This window comes from Kineococcus anabasis, assembly GCF_054590795.1.
In genome coordinates this window covers 267,807-291,679 of record NZ_BAAIHU010000012.1, presented here as the reverse complement: position 1 = coordinate 291,679, position 23,873 = coordinate 267,807, and the positions used below count along the sequence as shown (strand labels likewise).

At 76.5% G+C, this 23,873-nt stretch carries 19 protein-coding genes and 1 pseudogene; 11 read left to right on the top strand and 9 right to left on the bottom strand.

Annotated features, from left to right (window positions below; genetic code table 11):
* Positions 1 to 24: 24 nt before the first annotated feature.
* Together ACYQBY_RS19825 and ACYQBY_RS19820 are read right to left on the bottom strand one after the other, a co-directional pair.
* Entirely contained in the window at positions 25 to 1,812 is a 1,788-nt protein-coding gene (locus ACYQBY_RS19825; RefSeq protein WP_459645610.1) for an MDR family MFS transporter, read from the bottom strand.
* On the bottom strand, positions 1,809 to 2,363 hold the full coding sequence (locus ACYQBY_RS19820; RefSeq protein WP_459645609.1) for a MarR family winged helix-turn-helix transcriptional regulator: 555 nt from the start codon (positions 2,361 to 2,363) through the stop codon (positions 1,809 to 1,811). The genes ACYQBY_RS19825 and ACYQBY_RS19820 overlap by 4 nt, the downstream gene beginning before the upstream one ends.
* Positions 2,364 to 2,626: 263 nt before the next feature.
* Here ACYQBY_RS19820 and ACYQBY_RS19815 point away from each other — a divergent pair, with 263 nt between their 5' ends.
* Together ACYQBY_RS19815 and ACYQBY_RS19810 are read left to right on the top strand one after the other, a co-directional pair.
* Positions 2,627 to 3,037, top strand: coding sequence for an ATP-binding protein (locus ACYQBY_RS19815; RefSeq protein WP_459645608.1), 411 nt, complete (start codon positions 2,627 to 2,629; stop codon positions 3,035 to 3,037).
* Positions 3,038 to 3,258: 221 nt separating this feature from the next.
* Positions 3,259 to 5,295, top strand: a complete 2,037-nt coding sequence (locus ACYQBY_RS19810; RefSeq protein WP_459645607.1) for a cytochrome c oxidase assembly protein — start codon at positions 3,259 to 3,261, stop codon at positions 5,293 to 5,295.
* Between the two features lie 81 nt (positions 5,296 to 5,376).
* Here ACYQBY_RS19810 and ACYQBY_RS19805 read toward each other — a convergent pair whose 3' ends face one another.
* Both ACYQBY_RS19805 and ACYQBY_RS19800 read right to left on the bottom strand, forming a co-directional pair.
* Positions 5,377 to 5,781 (bottom strand): OsmC family protein, encoded by a 405-nt coding sequence (locus ACYQBY_RS19805; RefSeq protein ID WP_459645606.1) that lies wholly within the window; start codon positions 5,779 to 5,781, stop codon positions 5,377 to 5,379.
* Positions 5,782 to 5,790: 9 nt separating this feature from the next.
* Complete coding sequence (locus ACYQBY_RS19800) at positions 5,791 to 7,722, bottom strand: bifunctional sugar phosphate isomerase/epimerase/4-hydroxyphenylpyruvate dioxygenase family protein (RefSeq protein WP_459645605.1); 1,932 nt, start codon at positions 7,720 to 7,722, stop codon at positions 5,791 to 5,793.
* Between the two features lie 299 nt (positions 7,723 to 8,021).
* Between ACYQBY_RS19800 and ACYQBY_RS19795 the strand changes: the two genes are divergently transcribed.
* From ACYQBY_RS19795 to ACYQBY_RS19775, 5 genes are all read left to right on the top strand, one after another.
* Positions 8,022 to 9,404, top strand: coding sequence for an ATP-dependent 6-phosphofructokinase (locus ACYQBY_RS19795; RefSeq protein ID WP_459645604.1), 1,383 nt, complete (start codon positions 8,022 to 8,024; stop codon positions 9,402 to 9,404).
* A 133-nt stretch (positions 9,405 to 9,537) separates the two neighbouring features.
* Positions 9,538 to 10,026, top strand: a complete 489-nt coding sequence (locus ACYQBY_RS19790; protein ID WP_459645603.1) for a hypothetical protein — start codon at positions 9,538 to 9,540, stop codon at positions 10,024 to 10,026.
* 315 nt (positions 10,027 to 10,341) lie between these two features.
* Positions 10,342 to 11,046 (top strand): hypothetical protein, encoded by a 705-nt coding sequence (locus tag ACYQBY_RS19785; protein WP_459645602.1) that lies wholly within the window; start codon positions 10,342 to 10,344, stop codon positions 11,044 to 11,046.
* A 189-nt stretch (positions 11,047 to 11,235) separates the two neighbouring features.
* Positions 11,236 to 13,125: a sensor histidine kinase gene (locus tag ACYQBY_RS19780; RefSeq protein WP_459645625.1), complete on the top strand. Its 1,890-nt coding sequence runs from the start codon at positions 11,236 to 11,238 to the stop codon at positions 13,123 to 13,125.
* Positions 13,122 to 13,775 carry a response regulator transcription factor gene (locus tag ACYQBY_RS19775; protein WP_459645601.1) on the top strand — a complete coding sequence of 218 codons (654 nt, stop codon included), beginning with the start codon at positions 13,122 to 13,124 and terminating at the stop codon, positions 13,773 to 13,775. Before ACYQBY_RS19780 ends, ACYQBY_RS19775 begins: the two co-directional genes overlap by 4 nt.
* Before the next feature lie 21 nt (positions 13,776 to 13,796).
* Here the strand turns inward: ACYQBY_RS19775 and ACYQBY_RS19770 are convergent, their stop codons facing one another.
* Entirely contained in the window at positions 13,797 to 14,411 is a 615-nt protein-coding gene (locus tag ACYQBY_RS19770) for a TetR/AcrR family transcriptional regulator (RefSeq protein WP_459645600.1), read from the bottom strand.
* Positions 14,412 to 14,490: 79 nt separating this feature from the next.
* Here ACYQBY_RS19770 and ACYQBY_RS19765 point away from each other — a divergent pair, with 79 nt between their 5' ends.
* Both ACYQBY_RS19765 and ACYQBY_RS19760 read left to right on the top strand, forming a co-directional pair.
* Entirely contained in the window at positions 14,491 to 15,222 is a 732-nt protein-coding gene (locus tag ACYQBY_RS19765; RefSeq protein WP_459645599.1) for an SDR family NAD(P)-dependent oxidoreductase, read from the top strand.
* A gap of 294 nt (positions 15,223 to 15,516) precedes the next feature.
* Complete coding sequence (locus ACYQBY_RS19760; protein ID WP_459645598.1) at positions 15,517 to 16,884, top strand: hypothetical protein; 1,368 nt, start codon at positions 15,517 to 15,519, stop codon at positions 16,882 to 16,884.
* An 8-nt stretch (positions 16,885 to 16,892) separates the two neighbouring features.
* Here ACYQBY_RS19760 and ACYQBY_RS19755 read toward each other — a convergent pair whose 3' ends face one another.
* The 3 genes from ACYQBY_RS19755 to trpB form a co-directional block, all read right to left on the bottom strand.
* Complete coding sequence (locus ACYQBY_RS19755; RefSeq protein WP_459645597.1) at positions 16,893 to 17,660, bottom strand: GntR family transcriptional regulator; 768 nt, start codon at positions 17,658 to 17,660, stop codon at positions 16,893 to 16,895.
* Positions 17,661 to 17,721: 61 nt separating this feature from the next.
* A complete protein-coding gene (trpA, locus tag ACYQBY_RS19750; protein ID WP_459645596.1) occupies positions 17,722 to 18,516 on the bottom strand; it encodes a tryptophan synthase subunit alpha in 795 nt (264 codons plus the stop codon).
* Positions 18,513 to 19,706 carry a tryptophan synthase subunit beta gene (gene trpB / locus ACYQBY_RS19745; RefSeq protein ID WP_459645595.1) on the bottom strand — a complete coding sequence of 398 codons (1,194 nt, stop codon included), beginning with the start codon at positions 19,704 to 19,706 and terminating at the stop codon, positions 18,513 to 18,515. Before trpB ends, trpA begins: the two co-directional genes overlap by 4 nt.
* Before the next feature lie 543 nt (positions 19,707 to 20,249).
* On the opposite strand from trpB, the pseudogene ACYQBY_RS19740 reads away from it, so the two are divergent.
* Positions 20,250 to 21,176, top strand: a pseudogene (locus ACYQBY_RS19740) (glycoside hydrolase family 5 protein); the annotation flags it as partial.
* Positions 21,153 to 21,947, top strand: a complete 795-nt coding sequence (locus tag ACYQBY_RS19735; protein WP_459645624.1) for a cellulose binding domain-containing protein — start codon at positions 21,153 to 21,155, stop codon at positions 21,945 to 21,947. The pseudogene ACYQBY_RS19740 and the gene ACYQBY_RS19735, both read left to right, overlap by 24 nt.
* Before the next feature lie 83 nt (positions 21,948 to 22,030).
* Here ACYQBY_RS19735 and ACYQBY_RS19730 read toward each other — a convergent pair whose 3' ends face one another.
* Entirely contained in the window at positions 22,031 to 23,857 is a 1,827-nt protein-coding gene (locus ACYQBY_RS19730) for a DNA polymerase (RefSeq protein ID WP_459645594.1), read from the bottom strand.
* Positions 23,858 to 23,873: the final 16 nt, after the last annotated feature.

The following is a 23,873-nucleotide window of genomic DNA, read 5'->3' as shown; positions in this document are numbered from 1 at the left end:
CGGGCCCCGCGCGCGGCGCGCCGCTCAGCCGCGGGAGGTCGGGGCGCTGCCCAGGGTGTCGTGCGTGGCGGCGTCGGCCACGCCCGCGTCCGAGGGCAGGGGCGCGGCCGAGCCCGCCACGCCCTCGGTGCCCTGCCCTGCGCCCGCCGCGGTGGCGACCTTCGGCGCGCCCGCACCGCCTCCACCGGCGGGTGCGCCCGCACCGCGGGCGGCCATCGCCGAGCCGGAGCGCAGCGGCAGCGCCGGCAGGAAGGCCACCACGAGGGTGCCCAGGACCATGGTCGCGGCGGCCACCAGGAAGATCACGCTGGTGGCGTCGGAGAACCCGGTCTTGAACGGGTGCGAGAGCACCGACGGCAGGGCGGCCACGAGGGAGGTGTCGCTCATCGCCTCGCCGAGGCGCTCCTGCAGCTGCGCGGGGGTGAGGCCCGCGTCCTGCAGGCCGGAGGCGAACTCCGGGGTGCGGGCGGCCTTCTGGTACTCCTCCGCGACCCGGTCGCCCAGCGTGCTGAACAGGATCGACAGGAACACCGCGGTGCCCAGGGTGCCGCCCATCTGCCGGAAGAACGTCACCGACGAGGTCGCCACGCCGATCTCGCGCGGGCTGGAGGCGTTCTGCACGGCCAGGATGATCGGCTGCATGTTGCCGCCGAGGCCCATGCCGAGCAGCACCATGACCAGCATGGTCTGCCAGATCGGGGTGTCCGCGGTGACGAGGGAGAACAGCAGCAGCGCCACGGCCATGAGGGCGGAGCCGATGACGGGCAGCGGCTTGTAGCGGCCCGTGCGGGCGATGACCTGACCGCTGACCGCGCTGGCCACGATGATCCCGAGGGTCAGGGGCAGCATCTGCAGGCCGCCCTCGGTGGGCGTGGAGCCCTTCGCGATCTGCAGGTACTGCGGCAGGACCGCGAACCCGCCGAACATGCCCATGCCCATGATGAAGCTGCCGAGGGTGCCCACCTGGAAGGTGCGGTTGCGGAACAGCCGCAGCGGCAGCAGCGCCTCGTCGCCCATGGCGCGCTCGGCGAGGACGAACGCCACGATCCCGGCGGCGCCGACCGCGTAGCAGGCGAGGGCGGCGGTGGAGCCCCAGCCCCAGTCGCGGCCCTGCTCAGCGACGACCAGCAGCGGCACCAGGGCCACGACGAGCGCGAGGGCGCCCGGCCAGTCGAGGCGGTGCCGGATGCCGGGCTTGGGCAGGTGCAGGTTGCGGTACACGACGAGCATCGCGGCGATGCCGATCGGCACGTTGATCCAGAAGATCCACTTCCAGCCGGTGATGCCGAGGATGGTCTCGTGCCCGGCGAAGAAGCCGCCGATGACGGGGCCGAGGACGCTGGAGATGCCGAAGACGGCCATGAAGTACGCCTGGTACTTGGCGCGCTCCCGCGCCGGGACGATGTCCCCGACGATCGTCAGGGCCAGCGACATGAGGCCGCCCGCCCCGAGGCCCTGGAGGGCGCGGAACGCGGCGAGCTCGTACATGGAGCCGGCGAACCCGCACAGCAGCGAGCCCACGACGAAGATCACGATGGCCGCCATGAAGAAGGGCCGCCGGCCGTAGGTGTCGGACAGCTTCCCGTACAGCGGCGTGGAGATCGTCGAGGTGATGAGGAAGGCCGTCGTGGCCCACGCCTGCAGGTCGAAGCCCTGCAGGTCGTCGGCGATGGTGCGGATGGCCGTGGAGACGATCGTCTGGTCCAGGGCCGCGAGGAACATGCCCAGCAGCAGGCCGCTGAGGATGGCCATGATCTGCCGGTGGGTGAAGGGGGCCGGTGCGCCCGCGGCCGCTGTCGGGGTGCTGCTCACGGGGTGTCCTCCGCAGGGGTGGTGGCCGGGGTGGTGCCCGCGAGCGGGCTGGTGCCGTCGAGGACCTCGCGGCGGACGCGGTCGAGGCTGTCGTTGAAGCGGCGCAGTGAGGCGGCGAACCGCTCGAGCTCGGCGGGCTCCCAGTCGCGCAGGGCCTCGCCGAGCATCGCCAGGCGCCGGGTGTGCAGCGTGCGCAGGAACTCCTCGCCGGCGGCGGTGAGGGCGAGCCGGGCGGCACGGCCGTCGGCGGGGTCGGGCTGGCGCTCCAGCAGGCCCCGCGTCACGAGCGCGGCGGTCTGCCGGCTGACGGTGGAGGGGTCGGAGTGCACGGCCTCGGCGAGGGCTCCGGCGCGCAGGGGGCCGGACTCGGCCAGGGTGGCGAGCAGCATCGCGGCGGCGCCGTCGGCCTCACCCTCCTCGCGGGCGAAGAGGGCCTTGAGGGCGTGGAGCGTGCGGTGCTGCCGTCGCAGCTGCTGGGCGAGGACCGCGCGGGGGTCGGAGACGTCGCAGAGGGACGCGAGCGGTGAGCCGCCCGGGGTGGTGCTGGACATGGAGCTCCCGGAGGGGTGGAGGTTCGTGACGCACTCTGCGCGGGGAGTGACCCGGGGAGAGCAGAGTCCTCACTGGTTGTAACGAAAAGTCGTGATCGGGCGAGAACCCTGCGGAGCGACGGGGACGTCCCAGGGATGAATGCTACATACAAGTACTTGGTTGGTGCAACCATTCCCCTGTCGTCCAGCGCCCAGCGCAGGCCTGCCGCAGAACCCCGGCCCCGGCCCCGATCGGACAGGACCGTCAGGACAGGAGTGGTGACATGGCCCCGAGCGTGGTGACGCTCGCCCCCGAACCCACGTCGTCACGTGCGGCCCGGCGTTTCGTCACGGAGTGGTGCCGCCGCGAGGGCGTGGTCGGCGACGCCGTCGACACCCTCCTGCTGCTCACCGCCGAGCTCGTGACCAACGCCGTCGTCTACGGCCGCAGCGAGGTGACCCTCGCCCTCACCCCCTCGCCCCGGCGCGTGCGCGTCAGCGTCGGCGACGAGAACACCCGCCTGCCGCAGCGGCGCGAGGCGGACCCCGGCGCGCTCAACGGCCGCGGCCTCGTCCTCGTCGAGGCCCTCGCCGACCGGCACGGCATCGACGTCTCGCCCGACGGCAAGATCGTCTGGTTCGACCTGGAGATCACCTCCCGCCCCGTCCTCGCCGGCTGCGGCGCTCCCGCCTGACCCGCCCCTACCGGGCCCCCGCCCATCTCCGGGTTCGGGTGCACCGGACGCCCGGCAGAGCGCCCGAACCCGGAGATGGGCGGGGAAGCGGGGGCTCGGGAGCGCCCGAACCCGGAGACGGGCGGGGAAGCGGGGGCTCGGGAGCGCCCGAACCCGGAGACGGGCGCGGACCCCGCCGGGCGCCGCGAGGGGACGTCGGCCCCGCGACCTACCCTGGGGACGTGGCTGCCCCCGCGCCCTCCCGAGAGTCCACCGGCTCCCCGTCCTCCACCACCGCCCCGGCCCTCGCCGGTGGGGGCGCCCTCCTCGCCGCCGTGGTCGCGGCCCTGCTCGGCCTGGCGGCCGCGGGGGAGCTGGCGGCCGGGCTCGTCGGGGACCCCGGCGCGCTCGTCCGCTACGGCCTGCCCGTGGCGCGCACCGTGCACGACCTCGCCGCCGCGCTCGCCGTGGGCTGCCTCGTCCTGGCCTGCGGCGTGCTGCCCGGCTCCTCCCGCGCCTCCGCCCGCGCCCTGGGCGTGGCCGCGGCGGCCGCCGCGACGTGGACCCTGGCCGCGCTGGCCGTGCTCGTCCTGACGTACTCCGAGCTGTCGGGCTCCCCGCTGGGCGCGCCCGGTTTCGGGGCGGGCCTGGCGCAGTTCTCCTGGTCGGTGGAGGTGCTGCGCAACCTGCTCCTGACGACCCTGCTGGCGGCGCTCGCCACCACCGTCGCGGCGGCCGGCACCGGCTACCGCGGGGCCGCGGCCGCGCTCGTCACCGCCGTCGTCGCCCTGCTGCCGCTGTCGCTGTCCGGGCACGCCTCCGGCTCCGCCTCCCACGAGAGCGCCGTGACCTCCCTCGGGCTGCACCTGCTCGGCGTCACCGTGTGGGTCGGCGGGCTGGGCGGTCTCCTCGCCGTGTGGGGGCTGCTCGGCGCCGGGCAGCGCCCGGCCGTGGACGGGGAGCGGCGCACCGACCACGTCACCGCCGCCCGGCGCTACTCCACCCTCGCGCTGTGGTGCTTCGCGGCCGTCGCCCTGTCCGGTGTCGTCAACGCCTCGGTCCGCCTCGGCGGCTGGGCCGGCCTGGCGAGCACCTACGGCGCGCTGCTCGTGGTCAAGACCGCCGCCCTGGTGGCCCTCGGCGCGGCCGGGTGGTGGCACCGCCGCCGCACGATCGACGCCCTGGCCTCCGGGGCCGGGCGCGCACCCTTCGTGCGCCTCGCCGCGGGGGAGGTCGTCCTCATGGGCGCGGCCACCGGCCTCGGCGTCGCGCTGAGCCGCAGCGCACCGCCCGTGCCGGAGCGGCCCGTGGACGTCAGCCGCGCCGAGGAGCTCCTCGGCCGGCCCCTGCCGCCGCCCTCCACCCCGCTGCGCTGGTTCACCGAGACCGCGCCGGACCTGCTGTGGCTCCTCGTCGGGGTCGGCCTGGCGCTCTGGTACGTGCTGGCGGTGCGGGCGCTGCGCCGCCGCGGTGACCGCTGGCCCGTGGGGCGCACCGTGGCCTGGCTGGCCGGCTGCGCGCTGCTGCTGTGGGTGACGTGCGGGGGGCCCGCCGCCTACGGCCGCATCTCCTTCAGCGCGCACATGCTCCAGCACATGCTGCTGACGATGGCGGTGCCGCCGCTGCTCGTCCTCGGCGGGCCCGTCACCCTGGCGCTGCGCACCCTGCCCGCCCGGCGCGACGGCTCCCGCGGCGCCCGCGAGTGGCTGCTGGTCCTCGTGCACTCGGGCTGGCTGCGGGTGATCGGGCACCCCGTCGTCGCCGCCGTGCTCTTCGCCGGCAGCATCGTGGTCTTCTACTACTCACCGCTGTTCGAGCTGGCCCTGAGCACCCACGTCGGGCACGAGCTGATGATGGTCCACTTCCTCGGCTCCGGGTACCTGTTCGCCTCGGTGCTCGTGGGCGTCGACCCGGGCGCGCACCGCCCCCGCTACCCGATGCGGCTGATCCTGCTGTTCGCGACCATGGCGTTCCACGCCTTCTTCGGGGTGGGCGTCATGCAGAGCACAGCCCTGCTGGCGGGCGGCTGGTTCGAGTCCCTGGGCCTCGGCGGGGACCTGCTCGCCGACCAGCGCCGGGGCGGGGGGATCGCCTGGGGGATCGGGGAGCTGCCGACGCTGTTCCTGGTGCTGGGCGTGGCCCTGGGCTGGGCGCGCTCGGACACCCGGGAGAACCGCCGCCGGGACCGTGCCGCGGAGCGCGACGGCGACGCGGAGCTGAACGCCTACAACGAGATGCTGGGCCGGCTCTCGGGCCGCGACGGCGCCGGGCGCAGCTGAGCGGCTCGCCCGTCCCCGGGCCGGGCGCTGCCGGACCACGCCCGGCCGGCGCCCGGACCCGGGGACGGGCGGGGGTTCCGCTCAGGCGGTGGCGAGCTGCACGTCGAGCTTCGCGGCGTCCAGGGTCTTGGTGAACGGGCAGAGGGACTCCGCCTCGGCGAGCACGCCGGCGGCGTCCTCCACGCCGGGCAGCGACACCCGCAGCTCGTAGGCGGCGGTGTAGCCGGGGCCGTCGTCCTGCGCGAGGGTCACGCGGGACTCGATGCTGGCCTCGTCGATGCTGGCGCCGCGGGTGCTCGCCGCGATCCGCAGGGACTCCAGCAGGCAGCTGCCCAGGGCCGCGGCCATGAGCTGCTCGGGGTTCGTGCCCTCCCCCGGGCCGCCGAGCTCGCTCGGCTCGTGGACGGTGACGGTCAGGGCGTCGTCGGAGGAGCGTGCCGCGCCCGGCGTGGCGGTCACGACGGCGGTGTACAGGTCCTTGGCCATGCCCCGACGCTAGGGGGAGCGCCGCACCCCCGCCCGGCGATCTTGGGCGCCCACCCGGCGGTCGAACCGCTCGGCCCGCTCCTGGCGCACCCGCTCCACCGCCGCCAGGCGCACCGCCGCGTTCTGCGTGCCGAACCCCGCGTAGGAGCCGGTGCGCTGGCACAGCTCCACGAGCAGGTGCTCGCCCACCGGCTCGGTGTAGCAGTGCAGGAACGCGCCCCCGCCGTCGGCGTCGTGCAGGACCCCGAGACGCTCCATGCGGTCCACGACCTCCGGCGGCAGGTCCGTGCGCGCCCGCAGGTCGTCGTAGTAGTTGCCCGGGATGCGCAGCAGCCGCCCGCCGCGCGCCAGGAACTCCTCCGCCGCGGCGAGGACGTCGGTGCACGCGAACGCCACGTGCTGCACCGCGCGGCCCGGGTTGCCGTCGCCCGCGGTGCCCGGCGGCTGGGCGTTGACGACGACGCGCACCGAGCCGTCCGGGGTGGCCGCCGCGCAGCTGCGCACCAGGCCGTGGGTCCCCGGCACCTCCTGCCGCTCCCCGACGTCCATGCCCAGCACGGCGCGGTAGTGCAGCACCGCCTCGTCGAAACGCGCGGGCGGCACGGTCACCGAGACGTGGTCCACGCCCAGCAGCCGCAGGTCCCGCGTCCCGGCGCGCTGCGCGGGCAGGCGCCCGGGCGCTCCCGGCGCGGGCGCGAAGTCCGCGCGCCAGTCCGCGGAGTCGTCGGCCAGCAGCACCGTCGAGCCGTCGGGTGCGGGCAGCTCCACCAGGCGCGCCTCCTCCGGCCCCACCGCCCGCTCCAGGGGCTCGGCCAGCACCGCCACGGCCTGCTCGGCGCTGCGCTCCACGTCCGCGCAGCCCAGCCCCACCGCCACCACCGACGCCGAGGTGCCCGCCCGGGGCGGCTGCGGGGTCCCCGCCGGGTGCAGAACGACGTCCACCCCGTCGCGCGTCCACAGCTCCACCGGCTTGGAGCGGTGCACCCCGGCGCGCGCGAACCCCAGCGCGGTGAGGGTGGCGGGCAGCTCGTGCGCGCCGGTGCCGGTGCGGGTGCCGGGGGCGACCTCCACGAACTGCACCGACGTGGGGCGCGGCTGCGGGACCCCGGCCACCTGCTGCAGCAGGTGGCGCAGGGAGCGCTGCGCGTCCCGGGCGGTGCGGTGCGGGTCGACGGCGCGGAAGACGTCGTTGAACACCTCCAGCGACCACGGGCCGCGGTACCCGGCGGCCTGCAGGTGCCCGGCGAAGCCCACGAGGTCGAAGCCGCCCTGGCCGGGGAAGCACCGGTAGCGGCGGCTCCACTGCAGGACGTCGAGGCGCATCAGGGGGGCGTCGGCGAGCTGGACGAACGCGATGAGGTCGCCCGGCAGGTCGCGGATGCCCGAGGGGTCGTCGCCGCGGGAGAGGATGTGGAAGCTGTCCAGGCAGATGCCGAGGGCCGGGTGCCCGGCGCGGCGCACGACGTCCGCGGAGTGCCGGTAGTCGCTGACGTGCCGGCCCCAGGCGAGGGCCTCGTAGGCCAGGCGCAGGCCGCGCGCGGCGGCCAGGTCCGCGACCGCCGCGAGCTGCTCGGCGGCGAGGTCGTCGTCGTCGAGGGCGTCGGGCGCGGTGCTGGAGCACACCAGGACGGTGGGGGCGCCGAGGGCGGCGGCCACGTCGAGCTTCTGCTCCGCGCGGCGCAGGTTGCGGGCGAACACCTCCGGCGGGACGGCCTCCAGGTCCCGCACGGGCTGGTGCAGGGCGATGGCCAGGCCGAGGTCCGCGGCGCGGGCGCGCACCTCGGCCGGTGTCCACGGGCACGCCAGCAGGTCGGCGTCGAAGATCTCCACGGCGTCGAAACCGGCGCCCGCCGCCGCGTGCAGCTTGCGCTCCAGGGTGCCGCTGAGGCAGACGGTCGCGAGGCTCGTGGCGGGTGCCGGCGGGCCGGGGAGGTCGCTCACGCGGGCTCCTGTCCGAGAGCTGGTCCGGGAGCTGGTCCAGGGGCGGGTCCGGCCGGGTGCACCCGTGGATGATCCCCGACGCGGCGGGGTACCGGTGCGCGGTGGCGACGATTCCACCCGTGCGGCGGCACCGCGGCGCCCGGGCGGCCCTGCGAGCGCTTTCCCGCGACCGGTCGGGAGCCGGCGGGGTGAACGGCCGGTGTCCGGTCCACCGGAGGGCCGCCCCGGTGGCCGGGGCAGGCCTCCGCATCCGGCACGATGTACGTGCAGGTCCGTTCGAACGAGGGTGGTCAACGGTCATGGACAGCGGCACCAACAGCAGCAAGGGCCGTGAGATGGACTTCACGGTGGAGACCCTGGGGCCGTGCACGGTGGACTCACCGCTCGCGCCCCGGCTCAACGCCCGTCGCACGACCCACCACTACGTGCAGCCCACCGACCGGGTGCTCTTCGACGACACCCTGTCCAAGATCGAGCGCCGGGACCGCCCCGTCAGCGAGCTGCCCGCGATGGAGCCGTGCGGCCCGCGCGACCGCATCTTCTTCGACCCGTCCAAGACCCGCGTGGGCATCGTGACGTGCGGCGGGCTCTGCCCGGGCATCAACAACGTCATCCGCGGCCTGGTGACGGAGCTGCAGAAGCACTACGGCGTCCGCCGCATCTACGGCTTCCGCAACGGCTACCAGGGCTTCGTCCCCCGCTACGGCCACGACGTCGTCGACCTCAGCGTCGACGTGGTCGACGGCATCGACGGGGAGGGCGGCACCATCCTCGGCACCTCCCGCGGCGAGCAGGACTGCGCCGAGATCGCCGACTGCCTGGAGCGGATGGGCATCTCCATCCTGTTCGTCATCGGCGGCGACGGCACGATGCGCGGGGCGCAGAAGATCTCCGCGGAGCTGCGCGAGCGCGGCCAGAAGACCGCCGTCGTCTGCATCCCCAAGACGATCGACAACGACATCCCCTTCATCGACCAGAGCTTCGGCTTCCAGTCCGCCTTCTCCGAGGCCACCCGCTCGATCCGCTCGGCGAAGGTCGAGGCGCGCACGGCACCCAACGGCGTCAGCGTCGTCAAGCTCATGGGCCGGCACTCCGGTTTCATCGCCTGCTACGCCGCGCTCGCGCAGAACGACGCGGACTACGTCCTGATCCCGGAGATCCCCTTCCAGCTCGAGGGCCCGCACGGTTTCCTCGCCGACCTGCGCTCGCGGGTGAAGGAGCAGGGCCACGCGGTCGTCGTGGTCGCCGAGGGCGCCGGGCAGGAGCTCTTCGAGGCCGACGAGGCCCGCGACGCCTCGGGCAACAAGAAGCTCAAGGACGTCGGCAAGCTCCTGCGCGACCGGCTGATCGAGGACTTCGCCGAGCACGGCATGGAGATCAACATGCGGTACATCGACCCCAGCTACGTGATCCGCAGCGTGCCGGCGAACCCGTACGACAGCGTGTACTGCACCCGCCTCGCCCACGCCGCGGTGCACGCGGCGATGGCCGGCCGCACCAACATGGTCGTCGGCCGCTGGCGCCGCCGGTTCGTGCACATCCCGATCAACCTCGCGGTCAGCTCCCGCAACCAGGTCGACCCGAACGGGGACCTGTGGTGGTCGGTGCTGGAGGCCACGGGCCAGCCGTGGACGTTCGGCGACTCCGACAGCCCCCAGGTGCAGGTCTTCGGGGGTCAGTGACGTTCCCCGGAACTTCGACCGGGCGTCACGGGAGGGGCACGGGAGCTGCACAGGACGGGGTGTGCCCCCGCAGCCGGGACCACGCAGGGACCGGGCGGGACCTCGACAGCCGACGAGAGGCCACCCCACCCCCGTGAACACGCCCACGCCCTCCACCGGCGCGCCGGCGTCGCAGGATCGCCGCCGCCACCGCCGCCTTGGTCGCGCCGGCGCGGAGGTGCTGCGCGGCAAGGTGTTCGACGGGATGACCGCGTTCGTCACCCCGCCGCCGGGCTGGCAGGTCCCCGTCGACGCGGACGGCGTCGCGCAGTTCCACCACCACCTGCCCACCGGTTCCCCCGAGCTGCGCTTCGGCGGCCTGGAGCCCACCGGCCCGCTGCCGTCGGCGGTGGACTTCCCGATCGTGCGCGGCGACGTCGCCGGCGACGACCTGGGCCTGTACCCCCGCATCGAGGAGGTGCTCGGCGCCTCCGGCCTGCCGCTGCGGTTCGTGCCCGGCAACCACGACATCGACTTCGACCCCACCGACGTCGCGGGCCGGGAGTACACCGACACCCACACCTCCGAGGTCCGCTCGGAGCTGCCGCGCCAGGACTTCCGCGAGGAGCTGTTCGCGAACTGAGCCCCGCACCCGCCCCCCGCGGGGACGGACCCGCCCTTCGCGGGGACGTCCCGCTGCGCGACACCGGCGTGTCGCCGGCAGGACGTCCCCGCAGGGGGCGGACGCACGCGGAGCGGGGACGTCCCGCGGCCCGGCACCGGCGTGTCGGGCGCGGGACGTCCCCGTCCTGCGTGGAACCCGGCGGCGCGTGGGACCCCGCCCGGGGGAGGTGCCCGCGAGGTCGGGACGCGCGCCCCTGACGCCCGGGACGCCGGGCGCAGCAACCTCTGCGGTGTCGCCGGGACGGACCCGGCACCGCAGTGCAGGAGCAGCGCCATGACCACCACCGTCCACACCACCACCACCGCGCGGAGCGGCACGGGCTCCCGCTGGACCGGGCGCGGCTGGGCCGCCGCCGGGGTCCTCGCCGGGGCGGCCGGGATCACGAGCATCCAGGCCAGCACCGCCGTCGACGCCCTCCACCGCCAGGACGGCGACGCGGAGGGCGTCGTCGCCGCCCTCGCCCAGCAGGTCCCGCAGATCCTCGTGTTCCACACCGCCACGACGGTGGCGACCGTGCTGCTGCTCGTCGTCGCCGCCGGCCTGCACCGCCGCCTCGCGCGCGCCCTGCCCGCCGACAGCCTCCTGCCGGCGGTGGCGGCCGGCGGTCTCGGGCTCGTCGCCGTCGCGGGCCTGATCGGCTCCGGGCTCGACACCGAGTTCGTCTTCGGCCTGCAGGACCCGTCGGTGCTCGTGCCCGAGGCCGCCGTCCTCTTCGCGCACTGGGTGGGCACCGTGCCGTGGCTGTGGGTCGGCTCCGGTGTCGCCGCGCTCGCGGTGGCCGTCGCCGCGCTGCGCCACCGCGCCCTGCCCCGCTGGATCGGCTGGGTCAGCCTCGTGCTCGGCGTCCTGACCACCCTGGTGGGCATCTCGCCGCTGCAGTACATGGCGGGGTTCCCCGGCCCGGTGTGGCTGCTCGTGGCGTCCCTGGGCTTCCTGCTCGGCGACCGCGCGGCCGACCGCGCCCCCACCGGCGCCTGAACCGGCGACCGCGGCTCCCGAGGCGGATCCGTGCGAAACGCCCCGATCACCCTCGCGGGTCACTACCGTCGCGTCGCTGTGGAGGGGACGACACGACGGCGGGAGCGCCCGGGACGCGCGGGGCTGCCCCGCACCGGAGCGGTGCTGGCCGTCCTAGCGTGGGTGGTGGGGCTGGCCTCGCTGGTCCTGATGGCCGCGGCGAGGCCGCCGCTGGACGAGAGCCTGTGGTTCTACCTGGTGGACCTGGCGGTGGCGTGCGTCTACGGCACCGTCTCAGGGGTCCTGCTGGCGCGCCGGCCGCACCCGGTGGCGTGGATCCTGGCCGTCGCGGGCCTCGGGGGTGCGCTCGCGGCGTTCGGCTTCGCGTGGGAGGCGCAGGTCGGGGCGTCCGGATGGCCCGCGGTGGGCCTGCTGATGGTGCTGCAGGGCGTGGCGTGGGTGCCCGGCACGCTGGCGCTGTTCCTGGTCGTGCCGTGGCTGGTGCGCGACCACCTGCTCGGGGGGGCGTGGTGGGGCGTGGCGGCCGGGGCGGTGGTCGCGGCGGCGTTCACGGTCGTGCAGCTCACCGGGCTCGAGGCGCCGCTGCCGTTCGTGCTGCTCGTCGTCGCGGTCGTGGCCGCGGGCCTGGTCACCACGGGGGAGGTGACCAGGCGGTGGCGGCGCGGCCCCGCCGCCGAGCGGGTGGGGCTGGGCTGGCTGGCGCTGGGCACGGGCGTCATGACCCTGTCGTTCGTGCCGCTGCTGCTGCCGCTGGTGTGGCCCGCGGTGGGCCTGCCGGTGTGGGCGACGCCCGTGCTGCACCTCGTCGCGCAGGCGTTCTTCCCCGCGGCGGTGCTCACCTCGGTGCTGCGGCAGCGGATGTGGGGCCTGGACCTGGCGGTCAGCCGCGCCGTCCTCGCCGGCCTGCTGACGCTCGTGCTGGCCGCGGCCTACGTCGTGGCGGCGGTGCTCGCCGCGCGGCTGCTGCCGGGGGAGGGCGTGGCGCACGTCGTGGCGGCCGCCGCCGTCGCGGCGCTCGTGCAGCCGTCGCGCCTGTGGCTGCAGCAGCGGGTGCACCGGCTCGTGCACGGTGAGGCGGTGGACCCGGTGCGGGTCGTGCGGCGTCTCGGCGGTTCCCTGGGGCGCCCGGGCAGCCCGGAGGACCTGCTCGACGGGCTGGTCCGCGACGTCGTGGCCGCCGTGCGGCTGGAGTCCGCCTCGGTGCACGCCACCGGGCGGGTCCTGGCCGCGGCGGGCACCCCGACGGGCGAGCCGGTCCGGGTGCCGCTGGAGCACCGCGGCGCCCCGCTGGGGGAGCTGGCCGTCACCGCCCCGCCGGGGGAGGCGCTGGACGCCCGCACCCGCCGCTCCCTCGCCGAGCTGGCCCCCGTGATCGCCGCCGCGGTGGCCCTGGCCCGCGCCTCGGCGGACCTGGACTCCGCCCGGGAGCGGCTGACGTCCGTGCGGCTGGAGGAGCGGCGCGTGATCCGCCGGGAGCTGCACGACGGGCTCGGGCCGTCCCTGGCGGGGCTGCGCCTGGGCCTGCAGGGCGCCCGCAACCTCGTGGCGCGGGACCCGGCCGCCGCGGACGCGCTGCTCGCGGCGCTGCAGGGCGAGCTGGACTCCCGCGTCGACGACGTGCGCCAGCTCTCCCGCAGCCTGCTGCCGCCGGTGCTCGACGAGCTGGGCCTCGGACCCGCCCTCGACGACCTCGTCGAGCGCCACGGGGAGTCCGGGGTGGAGGTGGTGCTGCGCTGCACCGGCGCCGACGGCCTGGACCAGCGCACCGCCGCGGCCGCCTACGGCATCGTCGTGGAGGCGCTGATGAACGTGGTGCGGCACTCCGGCGCGCGCACCTGCGAGGTGGAGGTGGACGTGCGGGCGGGCGGGGGCGCGGCGGGGGAGCTGCGGCTGGCCGTGGCCGACGACGGGCGCGGGATCGACCCGCGGGCGCGCACGGGGGTGGGGACCCGGTCGATGGCCGAGCGCGCCGCCGAGCAGGGCGGCTCCCTGGTGGTGCGCCCGCGCACCCCGTCCGGGACGGTCGTCGAGGCCGTCCTGCCCCTGTCGCCGGCCGGTGCCGGGGCGGTCGCGCCGTGAGCCCGCTGCGGGTGGTCGTCGTGGACGACCACCCGGTCTTCCGCCTCGGCATGGTCGGCCTGCTCGGCACGCTGGAGGGGATCGAGGTCGCCGGGCACGCCGACTCGGTCGCGGCGGCGCTGGCGACGGTGGACGCGCTCGGCGGCGCGGTGGACGTCGTGCTCATGGACCTCAACCTCGGGGACGGCTCCGGGGTGGAGGCCACCCGCGACCTCGTGCGCCGGCACCCCGGGCTGCGCGTCCTGGTGATCACCATGCGGGAGGACGACGAGTCGGTGGTGGCGTCGGTGCGGGCGGGAGCACGCGGCTACCTGCTCAAGGGCGCCACGCCGGAGGAGGTGGAACGGGCCGTGCGGGCCGTCGGCAACGGTGACGTGATCCTGGGTGCGCAGGTCGCGGCGCGGGCCGTGGCGCAGCTCGCGGGGGCACCGGTGGGCGGGCCCGCGGCGCCGTTCCCCGGGCTGAGCGACCGCGAGCGGGAGGTGCTGGACCTCGTGGCGCGCGGCTTCGACAACGCCACCATCGCGCGGCGGCTGGTGCTCAGCCCCAAGACGGTGCGCAACCAGGTGGCGATCGTGCTGGCGAAGCTGGGCCTGCCCGACCGGGGGGCGGCGATCGTGCGGGCGCGGGAGGCGGGGCTGGGCGCCTGAGGGCGCCGCCGGACCCCCGCCTCACCCGCGGGCGTGGGCCCTGAGGTGGCCGAAGGCGTGGTCCAGCGCCGTCCGCAGCCGCCGGGGGTCCCTGGTCGTCCTCGTCAGGAGCATCGCGCCCTGGACCGTGGCGAGCGTCGCGGTGGCCAGCGCGGCCGTGTCGGCCTCCGGCGCCAGCAGGCCCTGCTCCCGCAGCCGGCCGAGCGCCCCGGCGATGTCCCGCTCCCAGCGGGTGAAGGCCGCGACCAGCTCCTCCCGGCTCTCCTCGTCGCGCTCGCTGAGCTCGGCCGCCAGCGCCCCGACCGGGCAGCCCACCCGGCACGCGGAGTCGAGCTGCGCGGCCAGCAGCCCGTCGAACCACCCGCGCAGGTCCTCCCACGAGCGCACCGCCGCGAGGAGCTCGCCCTGCCCGCGCACGACGGTGTCGTGGCGGTGGGCGACGACGGCGCGGACGAGGCCCTGCCTGTCGCCGAAGTAGTGGTAGAGCTGGCTCTTGCCCGCACCGGCCGCCTCGAGCACCGCGTCGACGCTGGTGGCCTCGACGCCGCGCGCGGTCATCAGGGCGGCGGCCGCCTCGACGATGCGCTCGCGGCTGGTGCGTCCCTTCGCGGTGCGCGGTGCCGCCGTCCTCGACATGCCCTCACGGTACGCCTCTTGTACTGCCCGGTACATTCCGCTTTGATCTGTACCGATCAGTACAAAACGAGGGGGACGCATGGACCTGCAGGGGAAGAACGCGCTCGTGACGGGCGCCACCGCGGGCATCGGCCGCGCGACGGCCGAGGCCCTGGCCGCCGCCGGGGCGCACGTGCTGGTCGCCGGCCGCGACGCCGGGCGGGCGCAGGAGGTCGTCGCGGCCGTCACCGCCGCCGGGGGCCGGGCCCGCGCCGTCGTCGCGGACCTGGCCGCACCGGACGGGGTGGACGTCCTGGCCGCGGAGGCAGAGCGGGACGGGCCGCTCGACGTCCTCGTCAACAACGCCGGCGTCTACAGCTTCGCCCCGACCGCGGGGACGGACCGGCAGGCGTTCGACGCGATGTTCGACCTCAACGTCCGCGTCCCGTTCTTCCTGACCGCTGCGATCGGCAGGCGGATGGCAGCGCGCGGCACGGGCCGGATCGTCAACGTCTCCAGCGTCGCCGCCCACGTCGGCACGCCGACCACGGCCGCCTACGGTGCCACCAAGGCCGCGCTGGAGTCGCTCACCCGTTCCTGGGCCACGGAGTTCGGGCCGCACGGCGTGAACGTCAACGCCGTCGCGCCCGGCCCCGTCCACACCCCGGGCACCTCGGCCTTCCGCGACGGGCTCGAGGCCATGATGAAGAACACCCCGGCCGGCCGCCCGGGCGAGCCCGCCGAGATCGCCGAGGCCGTCCTCTTCCTGCTGCGCAACGACTTCGCCCACGGCACGACCGTCGTGCTCGACGGCGGGACGGCGCTCGGCTGAGCGCTGCCCCCGTCGGGACGGGCTCCCGGGAGGGTCCGCCGGGACCCGGTCCCGGGCGGGAGGACGCGACACCGCCCGGCGGGGCGCGGTCGTGATCAGCCGCGACTGCTGCCACGATCGGCGGACCACTCCCCGGGATCAGCCGTTCCCCCGTCCCACGCCGAGGTCCTCATCCGCGCCGCACCCGCCCTCCCGTTCGCCGTCTGCCTCGCGCTCGCGGCCGGTCTCGGCGCCTGCACCGGCGCCGACGGCGCCCCCCGCGAGCGCACCCGGGGCGGCGGGTCCGCGCCCGCGGTGCAGGTCCAGCGCCTGCAGGCGCCGGTCACCGTGCTGCCGGGCGGCGACCCGGGGGAGCTGGCCGCGGCGACCAGCCGGACGCTGTTCACCCGCAGCCCCGCCGTGGTGGTGGCCGCCGCCGGCGAGGAGGAGCGGGCGGCCGCCACGGCCCGGGAGCGCGGCGTCCCCCTGCTGCCGGCCGGGGACGCCGCGGCGGCCGAGGTGCGGCGCCTCGGTGCCACCGAGGTCCTCACGGCGGGCGCCGGGGCGGCGGCGTGGGCCGGGGAGGCCTTCGCGTCGGAGGGCCCGCGGGTGGCCGAGCTCGGGGCCGCGACCGGTTCCGCGTCCCGCCCCCGCCCCGCGCCGGACCTCCTCGTCCTCACCGACGGCAGCCCCGCGCAGGCCGCCGCGGCGGCCACCGCGCAGGCCGCGGGCGCGGTCGTGCGCGCGCTGCCCGGCGGGGACCCGCGCGCCGACGCGCAGCTCGTCGCCGACCTCGCCGCCCGCCCGCCCGCGCGGGTCGTCGCCCTCGGCGACACCTTCGGCCCGGTGGAGCGGCTCACCGCGCGCCTCGCCGCGGCGACGGCCGGCGCGCAGGTCCCCGGCGGCGGCCAGCTGCCCGTCGCCGGACGCCGCATCGTCGCCCTGTACGGGCACCCGGGGACCCCCGGCCTCGGGGTCCTCGGCGAGCAGGACGCCCAGGGGGCCGTCGAGCGCGCCCGGCGGGTCGCCGCGGAGTACGACGGGCTCGGCGGGCTCCCCGCCGTGCCCGGCATGGAGATCATCGCCACGGTGGCCTCCGGCTCGCCCGGTCCCGACGGCGACTTCTCCAACGAGGTGCCCGCCGAGACGCTGCGCCCCTGGGTGGAGGCCGCGGAGGCCGCGGGCATCTACGTCGTCCTGGACCTGCAGTGCGGGCGCAGCGACTGCGCCGAGCAGGCGCCCCTGTACGCCGACCTGCTCAGGCGCCCGCACGTCGGGCTGGCCGTGGACCCCGAGTGGCGCCTGCACGGGGACGAGCGGCCCCTGCAGCAGATCGGCTCCATGCACGCCGAGGAGATCAACCGCGTCGCGGCGTGGCTCGCGGAGCTCACCCGCGCCGAGCGCCTGCCGCAGAAGGTGTTCGTCGTGCACCAGTTCCGGCACTCCATGATCCGGGAGCGGCACCTGCTGGACACCGGGCACGACGAGCTGGCCGTCGTCCTGCACGCCGACGGCCACGGCACCCCGGGCCAGAAGATGGACACCTGGAACGCCCTGACGGCCCGGACGCCACCGGGTGCGCTGTGGGCGTGGAAGAACTTCTACGACGAGGACCGCCCCACGTTCACGCCCGCGCAGACGGCCGCGGTGCAGCCCTCCCCGGTGTTCGTGTCCTACCAGTAGGGCGCGGGTCAGCGCCGCGGCGCCGCGCCCCACGTCACCGACACCGCCGAGCGGGCCCGCTCGGCGCGCACCTCCACCAGCTCCCCGAGCATCGAGGCGTGGTCCAGCACGACCGGCACGTCGTCCGGGTCGTACGTCACGCGCTCGCTGTGCAGGGCCGCCGTCCCCGGCTCCGCCGCCAGGTGCCCGGCGGCGGCGCCGGCCAGCACCTCCGGCGTGATGCGCTCGGAGGCGCGGGCGATGTGCACGCCCGCGTCCGCCAGCGCCGCGTACAGCGAGGTGCCCGCCAGGTCCCGGCCCCGCACCCGGTCCGCGTGCGGCTGCGGAACCCAGGAGACCTGGTGCACGGCCGGGCGCCCGCCCAGCAGCCGCAGCCGCTCCAGGCGCAGCACCCGAGCCCCCGCGTCCACGCCCAGCACCTGCGCCACGGCGGGGGGAGCCGCGCGCAGGGCGGTGGCCAGGACGCGGGTGTCGACGTCGTGGCCCTGCTCGCGCAGGTCCTCGGCGAAGCTGCGCAGCGTGTCCGTGCGGTACGCCGGCTGCTGCGGGGCGACGAACGTGCCGCGCCCCGCCTGCTGCACCACGAGCCCCTCCTCCCGCAGGGTGCCCAGGGCCTGCCGCAGCGTCATGAGCGTCACCTCGTAGCCCGCGGCGAGGTCGCGCTGCGCGGGCAGGGCCCCGCCCGCGCTGAACTCCCCGGAGCGGATGCGCCGCCCGAGGTCGTCGGCGATCACCCGGTACCGCGGCACCCGCGCCCCGGTGCGTTGCTGCGCCATCGGCCCTCCCGTCCGGCCCTGCTGCGGGCGGGGCCAGTGTGGCGGACGGGCGTGCGCCCCCTCAGGCCGCGTCCAGGGCCGCGCGCAGCCCGCCGAGCCAGCGCCCCAGCTCCGCGGGCGACGCGCCGTCCGCGATGCGCCGCACCACGGCCGAGCCCACCACGACCCCGTCGGCCACCTGAGCGGCCCGCGCGGCCTGGGCGGGGGTGGAGATGCCCAGGCCCAGCAGCACGGGGGTGTCCGTCAGCGCGCGCAGGTCCGCCGCGAGCCGCACCGCCTCCGGGGGCAGGTCCTCCCTCTCGCCGGTGGTGCCCATGACGCTCTGCGCGTACACGAAACCCCGGGAGCGGCCGGCGATCGCGGCGCGGCGCGCGGGCGGGGTGGACGGCGCGGCGAGCAGCACGCGGTCCACCCCCGCCGCCGCGCACGCCGCGGACAGCTCCGCCGCCTCCTGCTCGGGCACGTCGGGGACGATGAGCCCGCCGACGCCCGCCGCGCGCAGCGCCGGGCAGAACCCGGGCGTGCCGAGCGCGAGGTTGGCGTACGTCATCGCCACCAGCGGCACCCCCACGTCGAGGCGGGCCAGCTCCGCCAGCGCCGAGGTGACGGTGGTGCCGCGGGCGAGGGACCCCTCCTGCGCGGCGGTGATGACGGGCCCGTCGAGGACGGGGTCGGAGAACGGCAGGCCGACCTCGACGGCGTCGGCCCCGGCGCCGGCGAGGGCGCGCAGGTGCTCCGTCCACTCCGCGGTCGCGCCCGCGACGAGGTACGGCACGAGGAGCCTGCGGCCCGCCGCGACCCGCGCGCGCAGCGCGGTCTCCAGCGGCCCGGTGCCCGGGACCGCCGGCGCGCTCACCGCAGCTCCCGCAGCGTCGCGATGTCCTTGTCGCCGCGCCCGGAGAGCGTGACGAGCACCGTGCAGCCGGGGGTGAGCTCCCCGGAGGCGGCCGCGCGCAGGACCCAGGCGATCGCGTGGGCGGACTCCAGCGCGGGCAGGATCCCCTCGGTGCGGGCCAGGCGGTGCACCGCGGCCACGACCTCGTCGTCCCCCACGGCGGCGTAGTGCGCGCGGCCGGTGTCCGCGAGGTGGGCGTGCTCCGGCCCCACACCGGGGTAGTCGAGACCGGCCGCGACGGAGTGCGCCTCGCCGACCTGCCCGTGGGCGTCCTGCACGACGTAGGAGCGGGTGCCGTGCAGGACGCCGGGGCGTCCGGAGCCGATCGCCGCGCCGCCCGCGGCCTCCACGCCCACGAGGCGCGCCGCGGTGCCGGTGAAACCCGCGAACGTGCCGGCCGCGTTGGACCCGCCGCCGACGCAGGCGACGACCACGTCGGGCACGAGCGCGGGCAGTTCGCGGGCGCACTGCTCGCGGGCCTCCTCGCCGATGACGCGCTGGAACTCCCGCACCATCCACGGGTAGGGGTGGGGCCCGGTGACGGAGCCGAGGCAGTAGTACGCCTCGCGGGTGCAGCCCACCCAGTGCCGCAGGGCCGCGCTGGTGGCGTCCTTGAGGGTGCGGGTGCCGGTGCGCACGGGCACGACCTCGGCGCCGAGGACCTCCATCCGGTAGACGTTCAGCGCCTGGCGCTCGATGTCGCGCTCGCCCATGAAGACGGTGGCGTGCAGGCCGAGCAGGGCCGCGGCGGTGGCGGTGGCGACGCCGTGCTGCCCGGCGCCGGTCTCGGCGAGGATCCGGCCGCGGCCCATGCGCCGGGCGAGCAGCGCCTGGCCCAGCACGTTGTTGATCTTGTGGGAGCCGGTGTGGGCGAGGTCCTCGCGCTTGAGCAGGACCGTGACGCCGAGCTCGGCGGAGAGCCGGTCGGCGCGGGTGAGGGGGGTGGGGCGCCCGGCGTAGGTGGTCAGGAGGCGGTGCAGCTCGGCCTGGAAGGCGGGGTCGTGGCGGGCGGCGGTGAAGGCGTGCTCGACCTCCTCGCAGGCGGGGACGAGGGCCTCGGGGACGAACCTGCCGCCGTGGGCGCCGAAGCGGCCGGTGGTGCCGGGGTTTGCGGGTGCGCAGGCCGGTGGCGGTGGGGTGGTCGTGGTCATGGCAGTTCCCTTCTAGATGTTTGTTCTAGAACAGTGCACCGAGCATGGCACGTCCTGTTCCCCGGCGCCAGGAGCACCGGGGCGCCCGTGTCCTACGTGTCACGGACAGTGGTCGCGACGGAATGTGAACGTCGTCATGTCACGATCGGGTCACGACATCGTTCTGGCCGGGCCGGCGGCGGTTGACACCGCACCGCGCGGGGGAAAACATCCACCGCGTCCAGCGCCCGATGTCGTCGACGACCGGAGGCGCCGGACTCCCACCCGGTGCGACGAAGGGTTTCGGCACGCAGACTCGCGAGAGCGCTCTCGCCGCAGTTCGTACCGTCGCCGCCACGCGGTGGCGACCGCGTGCCGCGCCGGGTCGCGCCTCCCGCCCGTCCTGCGCGGCCGGACCCGGTCCCGTCCACGTTCCAGGAAGGACGACCTGTGCAGACGATGAAGTCTCGACGGCGCGCGAAGCTGGCGACGGCCGCGGCCGGAGCCCTGCTGCTCGCCCCGTTCGGCGCGGCGGCCCCCGCCCAGGCGGCTCCCGCCGGCAGCCCGGCGGTCGTCAACGGTCAGGTCCGCGTCTGCGGCGTGAAGCTGTGCAACCAGCACGGCAACCCGATCCAGCTCCGCGGCATGAGCACCCACGGCATCCAGTGGTTCGACCGCTGCTACAACGACGCCTCGCTGGACGTCCTCGCGAACGAGTGGAGGAGCGACCTGCTCCGCATCGCGATGTACGTGCAGGAGGGCGGCTACGAGACCAACCCCACCGGTTTCACCAACCGCGTCAACCAGCTGGTCGACGAGGCCGAGGAACGCGGCATGTACGCCATGATCGACTTCCACACCCTCACCCCGGGTGACCCGCTGTACAACCTCGACCGGGCGAAAACCTTCTTCGACGCCGTCTCGCGCCGCAACGCCGCCAAGACGAACGTCATCTACGAGATCACCAACGAGCCCAACCGCGTGTCGTGGGCGAACGTCAGGAGCTACGCGGAGCAGGTCATCCCGGTGATCCGGCGGAACGACCCCGACGCGGTCATCATCGTCGGCACGCCCGGCTGGTCCTCGCTCGGGGTCTCCGACGGGAGCGACCACACGGTCATCACCAACAACCCGGTGCGCGCCGAGAACATCATGTACGCGTTCCACTACTACTCCTCGTCCCACAAGGACAACTACCGCGCCGAGGTCGAGCGGGCGTCGAGGGTGCTGCCCCTGTTCGTCACCGAGTTCGGCAACGTGGCCGCCGACGGCGGTGGCGCCGTGGACCGCGCGAGCAGCGTGGCGTGGCTGGACCTCCTCGACCGCCTCGGGATCGGCTACGCGAACTGGACGTACTCCGACGCGGCCGAGGGCAGCGCCGCCTTCCGGTCCGGGACCTGCACCAACGGCGGGTACGCCGGGACCACCAACCTCACCGAGTCCGGCGCCCTCGTGCGCAGCCGCATCATGACGCCGGACAACTTCCCGACCGGCACCGGTGGCGGTGGTGGGGACACGCAGGCGCCGACGGCCCCGTCGGCGGTGCGCTCGACGGGGACCACGTCCTCCAGCGTCTCCCTGGCCTGGACGGCCTCCTCCGACGCCGTCGGGGTCACCGGCTACGACGTGTACCGGGGCACCACCCGGGTCGGGACGGCGACCGGGACGTCGTTCACGGACACCGGCCTGGCGGCGAGCACCGCGTACTCGTACACCGTCCGGGCGCGGGACGCCGCGGGCAACGTCTCCGCGGCCTCGGCCCCGGTGTCGGTGACCACCGGCGCCGGCACCACCCCGCCGCCCCCGCCGCCCGGTGGGGTGAAGGTGCAGTACCGCAACACCGGGACCAGCGCCACCGACAACCAGGCGAACCTCGCCGTGCAGCTCGTCAACACCGGCACCACCACCCGGAACCTCACCGGGACCAGCCTGCGCTACTACTTCACCCGCGACGGGGGGACCTCCTTCACCGTGGCGTGCGACTGGGCGCAGATCGGCTGCGCGAACCTCCAGAACAGGGTCGTCCCCCTCGCCACCCCGGTGGCCGGGGCCGACGCCTACGTGGAGACCACCTTCACCGCCGGCTCCGTGGCCGCCGGTGCCTCCACCGGGGAGATCCAGCTGCGCTTCCACCGCAACGACTGGCAGAACCTGAACGAGACGAACGACCACAGCCGCGGCACGAACACCGCCCCGGCCGACAGCACCCGCATCACCGCCCACTCCGGCGGAACCCTGCTGTGGGGCACGCCCCCCGCCTGACGACGGGACGGCACCACCCGCACGTGCGACGGCGGCGGGCGGACGGAGGAACTCCGGCCGCCCGCCGCCCCACGTGTGGCGCCCTACTTCGCGTCGGACCAGCGGCGCACGACCGCGACGTCCGCGACGAACCGCACCCCCGAGCCCGCCGCCCACCGCGCCGACGTCGACCCCAGCGCCGCGTGCAGCAGCCCCGCCGTCGCCTCCGCCCGCTCCGCCGGGACGTGCACCAGCAGCTCGTCGTGCAGGCACAGCACGATCCGGCCCGCCCCCGCCCCCGCGCCCAGCCCCGCCCGCACCGTCGCCGCCCACGCCTTGAACAGCTCCGCCGCGGCACCCTGCACCACCGCGTTGCGCGCGAAGCGCCCCCGCCCGTGCGGCTCGCCGCCCGCCGCCGACAGCCGCAGCAGCCGCCCGCCCGCCGTGCGCAGGTCCCTGCCGTCCCGGCCCGCGGCCTCCGCGGCCCGCAGGTACGCCAGCGCCACCGGGTAGGCCGCCTCCATCCGCTTGAGCGCCTGCCCCGCCGTGCCGGAGGTCTGCCCGTACATCGCGGCCAGCACCGCCACCTTCGCGGTGGGCCGGTCGCAGCCGAGCTGTGCCGCGACGGGCGTGTACAGGTCGTCGTCCAGGGTGGCCGCCGCCAGCGCCGCATCGCCCGAGACCGCCGCCAGCACCCGCGGCTCCACCTGCCCGAGGTCCGCGCGCACCAGGACGTGCCCGGCCTCCGCAGCCACGCCCGGCCGCAGCTCCGCCGGCATGTTGTGCAGCCCCGCCTGCGCCGTCATCCGGCCCGCCGCGGCGTCGGCGGCGCCCCACGCCCCGCGCAGCCTGCCGTCGGGGCCGACGTGGCGGTCCAGCCAGCCGTAGCCGTACGTCGTGGCGATCCGCTCCGCCTTGCGCCAGGTCAGCAGCGCCGCCACCGCCGGGTGGGCGTCGCGGAAGCGCTCCAGCCGCCAGCCGCGCGTGTCCGGCAGGTCCAGGCCCAGCTCCCGCAGCGCGGCGAGCACCTGGGCGGGGTTGCGCAGGTCCGGTGCGGGACGTCCCGGCGGCAGCAGCGACGTCACCGCCCGGTCCCGCTCCGCGCGCAGGGCGGCCTCCTCCCGCTCGTCCCGGGGGCGCGGGCCGGCGGCGGCCGCGACGACCGCCTCGGTCGCGGCCCGGTCCACGGGCAGCCCGTCGTGCTCCAGCTCCACGGCCAGCAGCGCCGCCGCGGACTCCGACCACGCCGTCTGCACGGGCAGCGGCGGGCCCGCGCGCCCGGCCCGCGGATCGGGCAGCGCCGCCACGGCCGCGCCCTGCCGCTGCGACACCAGCAGGGCCAGCTCCGCCCAGCGGGCCGCGCGGCGCAGCAGCACCGCGGGCGGCTCCCCGGAGGCGGGGTGCAGCGCCGTGCCGTCCGCCCACCGCGCCCGCACGCCGCCGTCGTCGCGCAGGGGGTCCTCGGGGCGCTCCTCGCCGTCACCGGCCAGGTCCAGGGCGAGGGCGTCGGCGCCGTGCCGGAGGGGCCGCGCCGCCTGCGGCGCGGGCGCGGGCAGGCCCCAGGCCGCCGCCCACGCCGACGCCGGGTCGTCCGCCGGGGCCCCGTGCAGCAGCCGGTGCACGGCGCCGACGTCCCAGCAGCGGCCGACGCGGACCCCCGCGGCCACGAGCCCGGCGGCCGTCCCCGCGGCGGACCACCACACCCAGCGCGGCCCGGCCGCCGCGTCCACGGCGGCCACGACCTCCCCGGGCCCGGCGCAGGCCACCGTCCACGTCCCGCCCGGTGCGGCGAGGCCCGCGCCGACACCCGGCACCACCCACACCGCGAGCGCCCCGCCGCCGCCGACCCCCGCGGCGGCCAGCGCGGCGGGCACCCCGGGGGCCGGGACCGCGACGGGCGGCAGCGGGGCGGGCAGGACCGGCGGGGGCACCGGGGCATCCTCCCGC